Here is a 15493-nt window from a genome sequence, read left to right as displayed (position 1 = left end):
GAGAACGCTAGAGTGCGGCGGCAAGCCCGGTCGCGTTGCCGGACGGCATGGTGATGCAGGCATCGACCGGAAAGCCGATCGTCACGGCCTGACCTGGGCCTAGACCGTCGCCGACACGGTTGGCCTGCATCACGAGAATCTGCTCGCCGCCGGCCATCTCGACCAGGATCTGGCGGGTGGAGCCGAGCAGGGCGACATTGAGGATCCGGCCCTTCGCACTGTTGGCCATTCCAGCCGGATCAGCGTCGGCGGCGGTGGACAGGATGATGTTCTCGGGGCGGACACAGATGTCGATGGCGTCCGATGGGCAGTCCGGCACGGTGAGCGACAGGCCCGATCGGCTCAGGGCCCGGGCGAGGCCGGTTTCGCGCCGCGTCACCTGGGCTTCGATCCAGTTGGYGCGCCCCATGAAATCGGCGGCGAAGCGCGAGCCTGGGCGACCATAGACGTCTGACGGGGCGCCGACCTGGACGATACGGCCCGCCTGCATCAGGAAGACGCGTTCACCCAGGCTCATCGCCTCTTCCTGGTCATGGGTGACGACCATCGCCGTCGAATTGACGGCGGCCAGAACCTGCTTGAGTTCGGCGCGCAGATCCTGACGCAGTTTGGCGTCGAGCGCCGAAAGCGGTTCGTCGAGCAGGATGAGCCCTGGCCGCGTGGCCAGGGCGCGGGCGAGGGCGACGCGCTGCTGCTGGCCTCCGCTGAGCTGATGCGGCCGGCGGCTGCCGAAACCCTGCAACCTCACGAGCGCCAGCATCGCCTCGACACGATCGGGAATCTCGCGCCTGTCAGTGCCGCGGTGGCGCAGTCCGTAGGCAATGTTCTCCGCAACGGTCATGTGCGGGAACAGGGCATAGTGCTGGAACAGCAGCCCGACATTGCGCTCATAGGGCTTGAGCGCAGTGACGTCGCGCCCCCCGATGCTGACCGTGCCGTGGTCGGGCCGTTCGAAGCCGGCAATGACCCGCAGGATGCTGGTCTTGCCGCAGCCGCTCGGCCCGAGCAGGGCAACGGTTTCGCCAGCGGCAATCGAGAAGGAAACGTCATCGACGGCCGTAACGGCACCGAAGCGACGGCTGACTCTGTGAAATTCGACGGCGTTGCTCACGGTTTGACCCCTATGAACGAAACAGCCCCTGGCCCAACAGGCGGTCGAAACCGACGAAGCGCTCCAGAACGATGATGAGGACGGCGCTGACCGCCATCAGGAGAACGGCAGCGGCTGCGATCGTGAGATCGAAGGACGCGCGCATGTTGCTGACGAGGGCGACCGGCAAGGTGTAGGTCGACGKGTCCGTCAGGAACATGCTGACTGCAACGTCGTCCAACGACACGGCGAAGGCGAAGACTGCGCCTGTGATCATACCGCTCCGGATCAGGGGCAGGGTGATGTTCCAGAAGGCCTGGCGTTCCGTCGCGCCAAGGACCAGCGCCGCTTCTGTCAGGCGCCTGTCCCGACCGGTCAGGCTGGCGAGCACGGTGCGCACGACATAGGGCAGGGTGATCACGATGTGGCCGCAGAGCAGTCTGGTGAAGCCATCGACGATGCCGATGCGCGACAGAAACAGCAGCAAGGCAAAACCGATCACCACCGCCGGCACGATGAGTGGCGAAAGGAACGCGGCCATCAGCAGCGAGCGACCGTGAAAATTACTGCGATCGAGCGCGACCGCGGCGGCCGTGCCGACCAGCACATCGACCGCTGTCGTGAGGACGGCGATCTTGAGGCTGGTCGCCAGGCCGGTGGTGACGTAGTCGAGCGAAACCAGCTTCTCGAACCAGCGCATGGACAGCGCCGGCGGCGGCAACGGGCCAAGAAAGCTGCGGGCGTCGAAGGCGAGCAGGCAGGTGACCAGAAGCGGCGTCACCAGGAAGGCGAGCACCAGAACCAGCATCGCGATCATCGCGCCACCGAGGAGCCGGTCGCCAAGGCGCTTTGTGGTACCGGTCATGTGCGCGAGCCCCTACGACGCTGCACCAGCGAAACCAGAGACAGCACGAACAGCGTGATGACGAGCATCACGATCGAGACCGCGGCGCCGCTGGGATAGTTCGCGACATCGCTGAAGCGCGTGTAGATCGTGTTCGAGAGAAACAATACGCGCCCCTTTCCGAGCACCATCGGAATGACGAAGGCGCTGATCGAAAAGGTCATGGCGATCAGGAATGCCGATACCAGCCCGGGCAGGGCCAGCGGAACGGTGATGCCGAGATGCGCCTTCCAGGCCGGAGCGCCCAGCGATTGCGCCGCATCGCAGAAGCGAGGATCGATATTCTGGATCGTTCCCAGAAGGGTCAGCGTGCACATCGGCACGACCGCATGGAGTAGGCCGGCCGCGACCAGGGTTTCAGTGTACCAGCGRCTTGTCGGCGAAATCCCGAGCGCCAGAAGCAGTGGGCGCGCAACCCCGACCGAGCCGAAGGCCAGTTCCAGCGCGTAGGTGCGCACCAGCATGCTGAGCAGGACCAGCATCACCAGAAAGCCGATGCAGGCGGCGCGCTGGCGCGGCGAAAACCGCCGCACGATGCAATAGGCCAGTGGAAACGCCGCCAGCAGTCCAACAAACGATGCCGCTGCGCTCAGCTTGAAGGTTTCGTAGAGAACGCCGGCGAATGACGGCGTCGCGAGCTCGCGATAATTCTCCAACGTCAGAGGCGCATCGACGGCCGAGCCGACCCGGCCCGGCACATATTGCTTGAGGCTTTCCAGCACGAGCCCGAACAGGGGGAGTGCAAAGATGGCGAATAGCAGCAGCAAGCCCGGTGCGAGCAAGAAGAGCGTCGTGCGGGGCGGCGCAGGGATCGCGAGCGGCGCGTATTGGGCTGGGATAGCGGTCATGACACTCACAGCAGTGGCGCGATGTCGGACTCCCAACGCTTGGCCCAGGCATCCTGCTGGCCGAGCACGACCTTGTAGTCCGGCACATGCACGAAACTCTCAAACTCCTTCGGCGTGAAGGAGAGATGAGCCAGCTCCGGCGGGATGGCTGCCTTGCTGTTAAGCGGCGCTTCGCCAGCCACCTTTGCGTAGAGCGTGCTCATTTCGGGGCTGATCGCAAAATTGATGAAATCGCAGGTCGCCTTGCGGTTCGACCGGTTCTTCATGACGGCAAAGCCGCTCTGGTAGAGGAAGGTCGCCATGCCGGCCTGTTTGGTCAGGCGGGTGATCTTGAAGTTCTTGGCGACGGCAGCCCAGCTCGGTTCGGCGAAGAAGCCGACTGAGGTCTCGCCGGAGGTGAAAGAGTTGGTGAAATCGACGTCGGTCACGGCAATGCGGCCGATATTGCCGGACTTCGCCAGGTCCCTCATCAGCTTCCAGCCCGGCTCCATATTGGACTCGTTGCCGCCGCCCTGCAGGGCCAGGGCGACGATCTGCAGCAYCATGCTCTGGGTCGGTCCGGGCCAGCAGATCGCGCCCTTGAGGCGCTTGTCGAAGAGATCGTCCACCTTGCTGATGGCGAAGGGGGCAGTGTCGGTCCGGTAGCCGAAATACATGCCGCCGATGGCGCGAGGCACCGCTTTCACATTGCCTTTGGCGTCCCTCATCATGATCTTTTCCGGGATATCGGCCAGATTGGGGACGTCGGCCGCCGTGATGGTCTCGACCCAATCCTCGGTGATCATGCTGTTGAAGGAGCCCTCCCAGCCGGCGATGTAGTCGTAGTCGACCCTGGGCCAACCCGCCTTGATCTTGGGGAGGATCGCTCCGGCTCCGCCCTGATGCAGGACCCAGTTGAACTGGGCGGCGGTTTGCCTGGCGGCGACCTGCTTCATCGCCTCGACGACGTCGCCGCCCCATTCGACAGCCGTGAGGCCGCTCGCAGTCTGGGCCCCGGCCACATGCGGCCAGGCGAGCCCTGYGGCGCCGCTCGCGCCTATCAGGGACAAAAGATGTCGGCGTGTCATCGTCATGGTGTCAGGTCCTTCGCGCCAGAGGGTCGAGGGGCCACAGGCTGTGCCGATCGTGCGGGACGATCAGGCTCCCGAGCCGTTCAGAGGCACGATTGCACTCGCAAGCAGGGCGCGGCGGTACGGCGAAAATGCTTGTCCGGCTATAAGCGGGCGTGAATGCCGGAACCGGTTCAGGGGCGGCGCAGGTCGCTCTGCTGTGCGATGAAGTCCGAGAGGTAGCGCGCTTCGCCTGGCGCGCCGGTCCGGGAATAGAGCCCGATGCTGACCTCGACCGGCTCAGGCAGCCCGGCGGCATGGTCGAGCACCCGGCAATCCTCCGGGATCGTTGCCGCGATCATCGGGCCGATGCCGATCCCGACGCGCACGGCGGTCGCCATGGCAACCAGCGTCGAGGCTTCGCAGACGATCTTCCACTGCAGGTCATGCCCCGACAGCGCGGCCAGCGCAGGTGTGCGCCACGGGCAGGATTCCTCGAACATGATGATCGGCAAGGGCGAACTCGTCGAGATCACCATGTCCGAGCGCACGACCCAGAGCAGCCGGTCCGACCAGACCAGGGTTGGCTTGCGGTTGAGCCGTGTCGTGTCACAGACTGCGATGTCGAGCTTCTCGTTCTCGAACATCGCGGCAAGGCGCTTGTTGGGCTCGACGATGATATCGATGTCGACCTTGGGGTTCTGGTCGCGAAAGGCTTTCAGGATTTCAATCAGACGCGTCGCGGCGAAATCCTCGACGACCCCGAGCCGGACCCGCCCTTCGATCATCTTGCCGTTGAGGCGTTTTCCGATCTCGCTGTTGAGCCTCAGGATTTCGCGGGCATAGGGCGTGAGCAGGACTCCATTATTGGTCAGCTCAAGCCCCTTCGACGAGCGCTCGAACAGGTCGCTGCCCAGGAGTTCTTCAAGCTTGCGAATCTGCATGCTGACCGCCGCCTGAGTGCGGTTCAGCGACAAGGCGGCACCATTGACCGTTCCGACTTCAGCGACGGTCAGGAAGGCGCGCAGCAGATAAGGGTCCAGTTCCAGCATCGCGCCCGCACCATATCATCGAAGCTGGTTCTACGCAGCCATACCGGCTGGCCTGCAGCCGCCTGACCCGAGCGTCGTCCGCCCGCCGCCGGGAGGAGGCAAAGGGGGCGCTATTCAGTTTCGCTTATAGGGCCGCGTGCCTTTTCGCCGTTCCGGCCGCCTCGTTCTTTTGCCAGCCTTCCGGGCTTCCGCATCATTCCCTGCAGGTTGCCATGCCCTTCGACAATGCCGCCCTCGACCGCTTGCGCCAGCGCTACGCTTCGGCCGGYGGTGGCGAGATGTACGATCCTCATTTCAAGGCCGTCGCGGACACTATTTTTCAGGGCGCGGACCGGCGCAAATGGCCGTTTGCCGATCCGGCAACTTTCCTCGACGCTCCCTTTCTGGCGGACGGGCTCTCGGCTGAAAAACTGGCCGGGCTCGACGTCGCATTGATTGGCGTGCCGATGGATCTGGGCGTGACCAACCGTGCCGGCGCCCGGCTTGGGCCCCGCGCTGTCCGCGCCGTCGAGCGCATCGGACCGTATGAGCATGTGCTGCGCGTTGCGCCGCTCGGCAGATTACGCGTCGCCGATGTCGGAGATATCGCGCTCAGCAGTCGATACAGTCTGGCTGATTGCCATGCAGACATCGAAGCCTGCTATCGCATGATCGGCGAAACCGCGACGATTCCGCTCTCGGTTGGCGGCGATCATTCGATCACCGGCTCGATCCTGAAGGGACTGGGCGCCAAGCGCCCGGTCGGCATGATCCATATCGACGCGCATTGCGACACCGCCGGGCCCTATGAAGGCTCGAAATTCCATCACGGTGGCCCGTTCCGGGAGGCGGTCCTGGCCGGCGTGCTCGATCCCACGCGGACGATCCAGATCGGTATTCGGGGCGGCGGCGAATATCTCTGGGAGTTCTCCTTCGATTCCGGAATGACCGTGATCCATGCCGAGGAGGTCGGGACCATGGGGCTGCAGGCGGTAATCGAGAAGGCCAAGGCCGTCGTCGGTTCCGGACCCGTCTATGTCTCCTTCGACGTCGACAGCCTGGACCCGGGCTTCGCCCCTGGTACTGGCACGCCCGAGGTGGGAGGGCTCCTGCCGCGCGAAGTGCTGGAGATCCTGCGTGGCGTCGCAGGCGTCGACATCGTCGGCGGCGATGTCGTCGAAGTCGCTCCACAATACGATCCAACCACCAATACCGCGCAAGTGGCGGCGCAGGTTCTGTTCCAGTTGCTCTGCCTCGTGGCCTGCAAGAAGTGATCCTGCCCGAGCGGGATCCCAGCACAGATCAATTCTCCGGCTGTCGCCTTCCGCCTTTCAGCGATCCCGGACCCTTGGTTCAGCTTGCCTGATCTGTCCGGGACCGATGTCCGAGCGCCCCGTGAGGAAGCGATGGCTTCACAGGGCGCCTGATGCGTCCGGCACGGAAACGGTGGCGGCGATTGCCGCTGTACCCTGCAGGCCGTCACCGCCAGCGACCCGGCGATAATCTATGGCTGTTGCGTCCGTAGCAGCGCCCGCAATGCCAGGGCGTTCAGGGAAGGTCGAGGCACCATCGGTGATATTGCATTTATAGTCGTCAATATGCATCATGAGGCATGATTCCAAACCCATCCTCGATTTCCAGGACAAGCCGCCTTGCCGGCCGTGACTATGTCGTTGCGGACTTGCAGGCGACGATGGGGACCGACCTCCTGCGCCTGCCGCATGTCCTGCGCATTCTCGCCGAGAACGTCGTTCGCCAGCCCATGGGAGCGGACGAGCGCAATGCCGCATTGCAGGGCGTTCGCGGCTGGCTCGCGGGCGGACGCTCGGATGGCGAGATCGCCTTTCAGCCAGGTCGTGTTCTCATGCATGACACGACATGCACGCCTGCGCTGGTCGATGTCGCCGCCATGCGCGACTCGATCGCCGAAGGCGGCGGTGATCCCAGGCGGCTCAGCCCGGTCCTGTCGGTCGACGTCTCGGTCGACCATTCGCTGGGCGTCGATCTTTCGGCGTCGCCGGACGCGATGCGCGTCAATCTCGAACGGGAATACAAGCGAAACGGCGAGCGCTATCGCTTTCTCAAATGGTCCACGCTGGCCCTTGACGGCGTCCGGGTGCATCCGCCCGGCACCGGCATCATGCACACGATCAATCTGGAGCAACTCGCGACGGTCGTGGCGACCCAAACCGTCGACGGTCGGGTCTGGGCCGTCCCGGACACACTGATCGGCACCGACAGCCACACTCCGATGATCAATGGCATCGGTGTCCTCGGCTGGGGCGTTGGCGGGCTCGAGGCCGAGAGCGTGATGTTCGGCATGCCGGTGATGATGCGCATCCCCGAGGTGATCGGCGTGCGCCTGATCAACCGCCTGCGTGAAGGCGTCAGTGCCACGGATCTTGCGCTGACCGTGACGCAACGGCTGCGTGCGCAGGGCGTCGCCGGCGCATTCGTCGAGTTCTTCGGGCCAGGAGCCGCGACGCTGTCGGGAGGTGAGCGCGCTGTCATCGCCAATATGGCGCCGGAATTCGGTGCCTCGACCGGATATTTTCCGATCGATGAAGCGACGCTGGCCTATCTCGCTCAGACGGGGCGCAAACCCGATCATATCGCGTTCGTCTCTGATTACGCTCGGTCTCAGGCGCTGTGGTTCGACCCGCAGGCGCAACCACGCTTTACTGAGATCGTCGAGATCGATCTGGCGGCGATCTCGATCAGCCTCGCCGGCCCCCGACGGCCGCAGGATCTGGTCGCGCCGGATGAGGTGGTTCCCGCGCTCGAGGCGATGCCGCAGGCGAAGACGCCCGCGCCCGCGGCCGGATTGCCACGCTTTCCCGTCGCGATTGCCGCGATCACAAGCTGCACCAATACGTCCGATCCGCGATTGCTGGTGGCCGCCGGCCTGGTGGCGCGCAAGGCACGCCAGCTCGGCCTCAAGCCCCCCGCCTGGGTCAAGACATCACTCGCCCCCGGCTCACCCGCGGCGGAGCGCTATCTTCGGCGTGCCGGCCTGCTCGAGGATCTCGAAGCGCTCGGCTTCGGGATCGTTGGTTACGGCTGCACAACCTGCATCGGGAATTCCGGCCCACTTCGTCCTGCAATGGATGAAGCCGCTCGCGCGGGCACAGTCCTTCCTGTTGCTGTCCTGTCCGGCAACCGCAACTTTCCCGGCCGCGTCCATGGCCAGATCGATGCCGGCTTCCTGGCCTCTSCGGCGCTGGTCGTCGCCTATGCGCTGGCGGGAGATGCCGATCGCGACATCACCAAGGGCGCTCTCGCGACCACGGCCGCGGGAACCTCTGTCGACCTGGCAGCACTGTGGCCGAGCGGGGCCGAGATCGATTCCGCCTTTGCGCGAGCGCTTGATCCCGTCGATTTCGCACGGGCGTTTGCGCAGGCCTCTGCGAGCAGGAGCTGGAAGGAACTCGATGCTCCGGCGAGTGCGGGTTTCCCCTGGGATCCGTCATCGACCTATCTGCGCCCGCCACCCTTCGCCCGCGCAGATCAGCCAGGCCGGCTCGGCCATTACAGCGCCCACCCCCTGATCGTGCTCGGTGACGACATCACGACCGACCATATTTCGCCCGCAGGCCAGATCCCGTCTGAGAGCGAGGCCGCGCAATGGCTGATCGCACAGGGCGAAGATGCCCAGGACCTCAACGTCTATGCCTCGCGGCGCGGCAATTGGGAGGTCATGCTGCGCGGCCTCTTTACCAACCGCACGGTCGTCAACCGTCTCGCGCCACGCATCGCGCCCGGCTCGACCATCCATGTTCCGAGCGGCGAGACCCTGCCGCTCTGGCGAGTGGCCGAGTGCTATCGCCAGTCAGGCGAGGCGATGGTCGTCGTCGCGGGTGAGCGGTACGGCACCGGTTCATCGCGCGACTGGGCGGCCAAGGGTCTCGGCCTGCTCGGTGTCGCGGCCGTTCTGGCCGAGAGTTTCGAGCGCATCCACCGGTCCAACCTGATCGGGATGGGCATTTTGCCGCTGTCGCTCTCGGCCGGGGAGGGCGTGGAAGCGCTGGCGCTTGCGCCAGGCGACATGATCGAGATCGAAGCCATGCCGCACGCCATCCTTCCGCGCTGCGAGGTTCCGGCAAGGCTCCATCGCAAGGCCGGGCATACCCAACCGCTCGTTCTGCGCGCCGCCGTCGAAACAGCACTTGAATGCGCGACGCTACGCGCGGGCGGCATCATCCCGTTGATCCTCGGGCGCCACGCGACGGCACCCGCCAAGCCCTTCACCGTCAGCGGCGAAGAGTTGCCCAGCCAAACGCGGGCGTAACCGGCGCAAACGCGCCCAATCCAACACGATCGGGGAGGATCGAGATGACCATCGGCAGAATTTTCGCAGCGGGCCTGCTTGCCGCGATGGCGATGACGCCAGAACTGGCAACGGCCCAGACGCCGCTGCAGGAACTCAAGATCATCGCACCCGCCGGGCCAGGCGGTGGTTGGGATGGCGCCGCCCGCTCGATCCAGCAGGTGCTGACCGAGACGAAGGTGGTCCGCGGCGTCCAGGTCACGAATGTCACCGGTGCCGGCGGCACGATCGGGCTTGCCCAGTTCATCAACGGCGCCAAGGGCGATCCGAACCAGCTCCTGGTCAACGGCATCACCATGGTCGGGGCGATCCTGACCAACAAGTCGCCGGTCACGCTGGACCAGGTGACGCCGCTTGCGCGTCTCACCGGCGATCCGCTGGTCATCGTCGTTCCCGAGACGTCTCCACACAAGTCGATGAAGGACTTCCTCGCCGCGATCACAGCCGACGTCGCTCGCGTGACCTGGGCCGGCGGATCCGCGGGAGGCGCCGACCATATTCTTGCTGCGCTCGTAACGAAGGTGGCCGGCGCTGATGCCGGCAAGGTCAACTATGTCGCATTCTCCGGTGGCGGGGAGGCACTCGCGGCCATGCTCGGGGGCCGTGTCACGGCTGGCGTTTCCGGCTATGGCGAATTCGAGGGCCAGATCAAGGCCGGCAAGCTGCGCGCGCTGGCCATTTCCTCGGGCAAGCGGCTGGACGGTAACTATTATCTTGCCGGGGAGCCCTTCGCAGCCTTCCTCAGGGAAGAGCAGGTTCGGGTCGGTGACATCCTGCGCACGATCGGTCTGGTGAAATAGGCACCTTGCCTGCGAGACGTGTCATCACCTAGAGCCACTGTCGGGGGCGCTCGCGCCGGCAGGGCTGGGACGATGGCAGGCAGTGGGAGACGAGACCTGGCGATCCCGCTCGCAGCTCGGATTCTCGATCAGATCCGAGAGGGGCATCTGGGCGCCGGGACACATCTGCGCTCACAGGATATCGCGACGCGTTTCGGCGTGTCGCGCTTTCCCGTCGGTCAGGCCTTGCAACTGCTTGCCGACAAGGGCGTCCTGAGCCACGAGCACAATCGCGGCTATTTTGTCGCTCAGGGGACGCCTCCCTCCGGCGAAGCCCTTGGCCTCGCCGAGCCGGACGGCGTGACGAAGGCCTATTTCCGCATCGCCGATGACCATCTGCGCGGCCGGTTGTCCGAACACGTCACCGAGTCCGATCTCAGGGACAGCTACGGACTGACCCGTGCCGAACTCAATGCAGTCCTAACGCGGATCAGCCAGGAGGGCTGGGCCGAGCGCCGCGCCGGCTATGGCTGGAGCTTCACGCCGGTTCTCACCACCCCGGAGAGCCTCGAGCAGACCTACCGTCTGCGGCTGGCGCTGGAGCCTGCCGCCTTGCTCGAACCCGGCTATCATCTTGCGCCCGAGAGCATCGCTGCTTGCAGGGCTGCCGAGCGGAGGCTCCTCGAAGGGGCGATCGAGACAGACAGCGCGGACGCGCTCCACGAACGCGGTGTCCGCTTCCACGAGACGATCGTCGCCGGCTCCGGAAATCCGTTCTTTCTGGAGACGATCCGACGGATCAACCGCATCCGCCGGCTGCTGTCCTATCGTTCGATGCTCGACCGCAAACGCTATCGGAGGCAATGCGAGGAGCATCTCGCCATTCTCGATAGCCTGGCCGCCGGCCGCCAGGAGGAGGCGGCCGAGAGGCTGCGGCAACATCTCGGCCACACGATCGAGAACCTATCCAGCATCCGGCCGCTCCTCGCCCCCTAGCAGGCTCCCAGGCGCAGAGGCGCAGCGTCCAGAAGGGGGCGCAAACAGACTCAACGCTCGGCGACGACCTGTTCGAGCAACGCCATGGCGGCAGCGCCATCGGCCGCGTTCGGTGCGGTCGTCGGCTCGCCGCGTGCCGCACGAACGAAGTCGCCGAGAAGCGCGTGATAGCCCTTGTGGTCCTCGTTGGCGGCGGCCGTCAGATTCGGCTCCCAGACCAGGGTGTCTTCACCGTCGATCAGGCTGGCCTCGGCCCGTGAGACCTTGAAGGGGGGCGCCCTGAAATAGCGCACCTCATGAACATTGCGGACCTCGACGCGGGTATGGTCGCCCATCACCTGCCACCATTCCATCGGCGTTCCGCGCGACTGATGCGTGCCCAAGACCAGGGTGCCGATGCCGCCATTGGCAAAGCGGAAATCGACATGGAGCAGCAGCTTGCCCGGCGCCAGTTCGTGCCGCCTCGCGCTCACGCTCGCGACTTCGCCCATCAGGTGCGGCACGAGGTCGAAATAATGCACGCAATGATGCAGGTAAAAGCCGGAATAATCCGGATCCCCGGCGAAATAGGTCGGCGCGGTCATGTACTCGCCGAGAAAACTCGCCGTTGCGCCGAACTCCGTCGTGCGGATGACGTTGGCGGCAATGCGGTTGGCCGTCGAATAGCGCTTCATGAAGCCGAGCACGACCGGCACCTTGCGGCTCGCGGCGGCTTCGGCCAGTTCGGCCGCTTGTCGCGCCGTCGGCGCCGGCGGCTTCTCGATGAAGAGCGGCAAGCCGCGCGCGATCGCTGCCAATCCGATCTCGTGATGCAGGGCAGGACCGACAGCGAGGCCGACCGCGTCGAGATCGCCACGGGACAGGAGACTGCGCCAGTCGCGCAGGCGACCAGTTTCGGGGACGCCGTAGCGCCGGCCGGTCGTATTCAGCCGCGCATCATCCGTGTCGCAGAGCGCGGTGATCTCGACATCATGCCGCGTCAGCTGCGGCAGCAGCATCTCGTTGGCGTGGACGCCGCAGCCGATCCAGCCGACCCGAAGCCCACCTGTCCTTGAACCGGTCATGCCGTCCTCCCGGCGAATGCGAGTGCAGCCTTCAGGAAGGCGATGCTGGCGGCCAGCGGTTCGTCTTCGTTCTCGCTGGGCGCGCGCCACTGGGCCAGGGGAGTGCCGGCTCGCTCGTCGCGGCGTCGGAACGGCTCGAGCACGATCGGCCCGCGATAGGCGACGTCGCGCAATGCACGGGCGATCGCCGGCCAGTCGATATGGCCGGAGCCGACGAAGCCGCGATTGTTCTCGTTGGCCTGGAAATGCAGGAGTTTCGATCCTGCCTGCCGGATGGCATCGGTGAGATCGAACTCCTCCATGTTCATGTGGAAGGTATCGAGCATCACGCCGACAGTGGGATTGTTCACGCGCTCGACGATTTCGAGCGCGTGACGGGTTGTATTGCAGATATCGGTCTCGAAGCGGTTGAGCGGCTCGACGCCGAACTGGATGCCGGCGTCGGCGGCGCGCTTCCCAGCCTGCGAGAGGCCGACGACGATCGCATCGATGCGGCGCTTGCGCTCTTCGTCGTCGACGGGGGAGGGAGCTCGGCCTGCGAAGACGAGAGGGGCGCCATAGMGCGGCCCCCCGACGATGGCTGCGCCGAGGGCTGCGGCCACATCGACGCATGTTTCGAGATAGGTGACGCCCGCGTGGTGGGCGCCGGCATCGGCGCTGGCGAGGTCGCGGTTGAGGTTGACCCGGGCAGCGAGCACGCAGGAGAGGCCGGCATCGGCGATGGCGGCGCGGGTCTCGCCCAGATCGAGTTCACCCGGCTCCGGTACCAGCAACTCGACGACATCGGCTCCGGCCCGCTTCATCCGCTGGAAGCAGCCGAAATGCTCGCGCGTGAACGGCCGCGCATAGAACATCGAGATAACCCCGATCGGATTTGTCGTCATGATTTCACCGCACCGGCTGTGAGCCCGCCCACGAGCCGCCTTTGCACCAGAAGGAAGAGGAAGGTGACCGGCAGCGCGATCAGCGTGCCGCCGGCCGTGAGAAGGCCCCACTGGATGGTGAACTCGCCGATGAAGAGCTGGAGCGCGACCGTGACGGTGCGCACCGCCTGGCCCGAGAGCATCATTGCGAAGAGGTATTCGTTCCAGGAGGTGATGAAGATGTAGATGCCGGCCGTGACGACGCCGGGCATCAACAGGGGCAGGATGATGAGGCGGATGGTCTGCAGGCGGCTGGCGCCGTCGATCATCGCCGCTTCGTCGAGATCCTTGGGGATCGCATTGAAATAGCTCGTCAGCATCCAGATCGCGAAGGGAATCGAGAAGGTCGAATGACCGAGAATGACGCCGAGATAGGTGTCGATCAGCCCGAGCCGGCGCATCATCAGGAAGAGCGGGATGATGAGCAGCACGACCGGGAACATGTTGATGACGAGGAAGCCGGTCAGAAGGCCCCTGCGTCCGGAGAAGCGGAAGCGCGAGAAGGCATAGGCCGCGGGGATGCTGACGCCGAGGCCAAGTACGCTGGCGCCGACTGCAATGATCAGGCTGTTGCCCAGGCTGCCGGCAAAGCTCGTGCGGGCGATCAGATCGCGGTAATGCTCGAGTGTCGCCTCTCGTGGCCAGTAGTGGAGCGGCCAGGCGGAAAGCTCCGCCTGCGGCTTCAGCGAGGTCAGGATCATCCAGACATAGGGGCCGAGCGCGAACAGGACGATGAGGAGGACGGGAAGCTCCACCTCCAGAATCCGCCGGCTTCGGGTGCGTCGTTCGATCATGTCTCGATGCCCCGGGCCGCCCGCCTGACATAGAGATAGACCACACCCAGCAGCATCGCCGTGAGGATCAATGCCAGCGCCGCGCCATAGCCGAATTCCATGCTGCTCGACGCGCGCAGGAAGGCGTAGAGCGGCAGGGTATGGGTGGCGTAGCCTGGTCCGCCGCCGGTCATGACCAGGATGACGTCGAGCGAATTCGCCACCCAGATCGTGCGCAGCAGCAGTGCGGTTGCGATGACATCGGCGATCGAGGGCAGGGTGACGTAGAAGAGCTGCTGTCGGGCGGTGGCGCCGTCGATCTCGGCTGCCTCATAGAGTTCGGCCGGCACCGTCTGCAGGCCGGCCAGAATGGTGACGGCGAAGAAGGGGAAGCCCTGCCAGATCAGCGCCAGCATGATGGCGTAGAGTGCGGTATCGGGCCGGGCCAGCCAGGCGATCGGCGCTGCGATCAGGCCGAGCCGCATCGCGATGTCGTTGATGACGCCGAGATTGAAGTCGTACATCCAGGTCCACATCAACCCGATGATGACGCTTGGCAGCGCCCAGGGAATGATGACGAGCGAGCGCGCCAGTCCGCGCCACCAGAAGCTCTGGTTGAGCAGGAGGGCGGCCGCGAGCCCGAGCAGGAATTGCAGTCCGACAACGCCAGTGATCCAGATGAAGGATTGGCCCAGCGAGATCCAGAAAACCTCGTCTCGCGCGATCCTGGAGAAATTGCCCAGTCCGACGAAGCGGGCGTTGTCGGGATCGTAGAGCAGGTAGTCCTGCAGGCTGAGCCAGGCCGTCTGCGCGACGGGAATCAGGACGACGCCCGCCGTGACCAGGATCGCCGGCAGCAGGAACCAGAAGGGCGTCAGGCTGCGGCCGAGAGGCTGCCTGTGCGCGAGGGTGAGCGACGTCACGTTTCAAACCTGTCGAAGCGAGGGCTGGAGGCGGCAGCCGGATGCCCGTCTGCCGCCAAACCCGTCAGCCGTGAAAATGCTGCTCGATCGCACGCATCATCTCGTCAGGCTGGATCTGGCCGAGCAGCGCCCTTTGCATGTTGGCCGGCCAGATCCGGGCGATGAAATCCGGCGTCTTGGGCGAATCCGGCAACGAGGCCGCAAATGGCAGCGAGGCCGCGCTCGCATCGACGAAGCGCTTGGGGTGCAGCGTCCAGTCCTTCGCCGCCGACGTCGCGATCGGCAACTGCCCGGTGAACTTGTTCAGCACGACGTTGTTCTCGGCCGTGGAGAGGAAGGCGCACCATTTGAAGGCTGCCTCCCTGGCCTTGCTGGCGGCGAAGACGGCGTTGGACTCGTCGCCGAAATAGGTCCAGCCCTTGCCGTCCGGGCCTCGCGGGACCGGTACAGCCGAAACCTTGTCGCCGAGCACGCCGACGATCTCGTTGGCCGAGCCGACATGGTGGATGGTCATGGCGGTCCGGCCAGCCTTGAAGGTATCGACGATCTGCCGGAAGCTGTCGGTCGGTGCCGAGGCCGGCACCACCTTGTCCTTGACGGTGAGGTCCACGAACCAGCGGTTGGCTGCGAGCGCCTTGTCGCTGACCATTCCGCCCTTCTCGAAACTGGCGCCGCCGCCGAGCACGAACGGCCCCCAGTGGTCGAAGCCACCTGCGCCGCCACGCAAGCCGAAGCCCGAGACATCGCCCTTCGTGAGAGCCTTGGCCGCCGCACGGAATTCATCGA

15 protein-coding genes are annotated in these 15493 nt (G+C 65.2%); 4 read left to right on the top strand and 11 right to left on the bottom strand.

Annotated elements, in window-relative coordinates; genetic code table 11:
- Positions 1 to 7 precede the first annotated feature (7 nt).
- The 5 genes from AC1D34_RS04765 to AC1D34_RS04745 all read right to left on the bottom strand — a co-directional run bounded on the left by AC1D34_RS04765 (position 8) and on the right by AC1D34_RS04745 (position 4943).
- Positions 8 to 1111, bottom strand: coding sequence for an ABC transporter ATP-binding protein (locus tag AC1D34_RS04765; protein WP_476823629.1), 1104 nt, complete (start codon positions 1109 to 1111; stop codon positions 8 to 10).
- A gap of 10 nt (positions 1112 to 1121) precedes the next feature.
- Entirely contained in the window at positions 1122 to 1955 is an 834-nt protein-coding gene (locus AC1D34_RS04760) for an ABC transporter permease (protein ID WP_476823628.1), read from the bottom strand.
- The gene (locus AC1D34_RS04755; RefSeq protein ID WP_476823627.1) at positions 1952 to 2842 is read right to left on the bottom strand and encodes an ABC transporter permease; all 891 of its coding nucleotides are present in this window, start codon (positions 2840 to 2842) and stop codon (positions 1952 to 1954) included. The genes AC1D34_RS04760 and AC1D34_RS04755 overlap by 4 nt, the downstream gene beginning before the upstream one ends.
- A gap of 5 nt (positions 2843 to 2847) precedes the next feature.
- On the bottom strand, positions 2848 to 3915 hold the full coding sequence (locus AC1D34_RS04750) for an ABC transporter substrate-binding protein (protein ID WP_476823626.1): 1068 nt from the start codon (positions 3913 to 3915) through the stop codon (positions 2848 to 2850).
- Positions 3916 to 4085: 170 nt separating this feature from the next.
- Positions 4086 to 4943 (bottom strand): LysR substrate-binding domain-containing protein, encoded by an 858-nt coding sequence (locus AC1D34_RS04745; RefSeq protein ID WP_441491675.1) that lies wholly within the window; start codon positions 4941 to 4943, stop codon positions 4086 to 4088.
- Positions 4944 to 5155: 212 nt separating this feature from the next.
- Here AC1D34_RS04745 and speB point away from each other — a divergent pair, with 212 nt between their 5' ends.
- Positions 5156 to 6196, top strand: a complete 1041-nt coding sequence (speB, locus tag AC1D34_RS04740) for an agmatinase (protein ID WP_476823625.1) — start codon at positions 5156 to 5158, stop codon at positions 6194 to 6196.
- A 138-nt stretch (positions 6197 to 6334) separates the two neighbouring features.
- On the opposite strand, the gene AC1D34_RS04735 is transcribed toward speB, so the two are convergent.
- Positions 6335 to 6529: a hypothetical protein gene (locus tag AC1D34_RS04735; RefSeq protein WP_476823624.1), complete on the bottom strand. Its 195-nt coding sequence runs from the start codon at positions 6527 to 6529 to the stop codon at positions 6335 to 6337.
- A 5-nt stretch (positions 6530 to 6534) separates the two neighbouring features.
- Here AC1D34_RS04735 and acnA point away from each other — a divergent pair, with 5 nt between their 5' ends.
- The 3 genes from acnA to AC1D34_RS04720 all read left to right on the top strand — a co-directional run bounded on the left by acnA (position 6535) and on the right by AC1D34_RS04720 (position 11024).
- Positions 6535 to 9210: an aconitate hydratase AcnA gene (gene acnA / locus AC1D34_RS04730; RefSeq protein WP_476823623.1), complete on the top strand. Its 2676-nt coding sequence runs from the start codon at positions 6535 to 6537 to the stop codon at positions 9208 to 9210.
- Positions 9211 to 9254: 44 nt separating this feature from the next.
- A complete protein-coding gene (locus AC1D34_RS04725; protein WP_476823622.1) occupies positions 9255 to 10049 on the top strand; it encodes a Bug family tripartite tricarboxylate transporter substrate binding protein in 795 nt (264 codons plus the stop codon).
- Between the two features lie 72 nt (positions 10050 to 10121).
- A complete protein-coding gene (locus AC1D34_RS04720; RefSeq protein WP_476823621.1) occupies positions 10122 to 11024 on the top strand; it encodes a GntR family transcriptional regulator in 903 nt (300 codons plus the stop codon).
- Between the two features lie 50 nt (positions 11025 to 11074).
- Here the strand turns inward: AC1D34_RS04720 and AC1D34_RS04715 are convergent, their stop codons facing one another.
- The 5 genes from AC1D34_RS04715 to AC1D34_RS04695 all read right to left on the bottom strand — a co-directional run.
- On the bottom strand, positions 11075 to 12088 hold the full coding sequence (locus AC1D34_RS04715; RefSeq protein ID WP_476823620.1) for a Gfo/Idh/MocA family protein: 1014 nt from the start codon (positions 12086 to 12088) through the stop codon (positions 11075 to 11077).
- Positions 12085 to 12972, bottom strand: a complete 888-nt coding sequence (locus AC1D34_RS04710; protein WP_476823619.1) for a sugar phosphate isomerase/epimerase family protein — start codon at positions 12970 to 12972, stop codon at positions 12085 to 12087. The genes AC1D34_RS04715 and AC1D34_RS04710 overlap by 4 nt, the downstream gene beginning before the upstream one ends.
- Positions 12969 to 13805 carry a carbohydrate ABC transporter permease gene (locus tag AC1D34_RS04705; protein ID WP_441491668.1) on the bottom strand — a complete coding sequence of 279 codons (837 nt, stop codon included), beginning with the start codon at positions 13803 to 13805 and terminating at the stop codon, positions 12969 to 12971. The genes AC1D34_RS04710 and AC1D34_RS04705 overlap by 4 nt, the downstream gene beginning before the upstream one ends.
- Complete coding sequence (locus AC1D34_RS04700) at positions 13802 to 14707, bottom strand: carbohydrate ABC transporter permease (RefSeq protein WP_441491667.1); 906 nt, start codon at positions 14705 to 14707, stop codon at positions 13802 to 13804. The genes AC1D34_RS04705 and AC1D34_RS04700 overlap by 4 nt, the downstream gene beginning before the upstream one ends.
- A 64-nt stretch (positions 14708 to 14771) precedes the next feature.
- Positions 14772 to 15493: extracellular solute-binding protein (locus tag AC1D34_RS04695; protein ID WP_476823618.1), on the bottom strand; the 722-nt coding region annotated here is incomplete at its 5' end.

It is taken from the genome of Allobosea sp. P1_A7 (genome assembly GCF_056406775.1).
The sequence above is the reverse complement of the archived record's forward strand: the minus strand, read 5'-3'. Positions and strand labels throughout refer to the sequence as shown.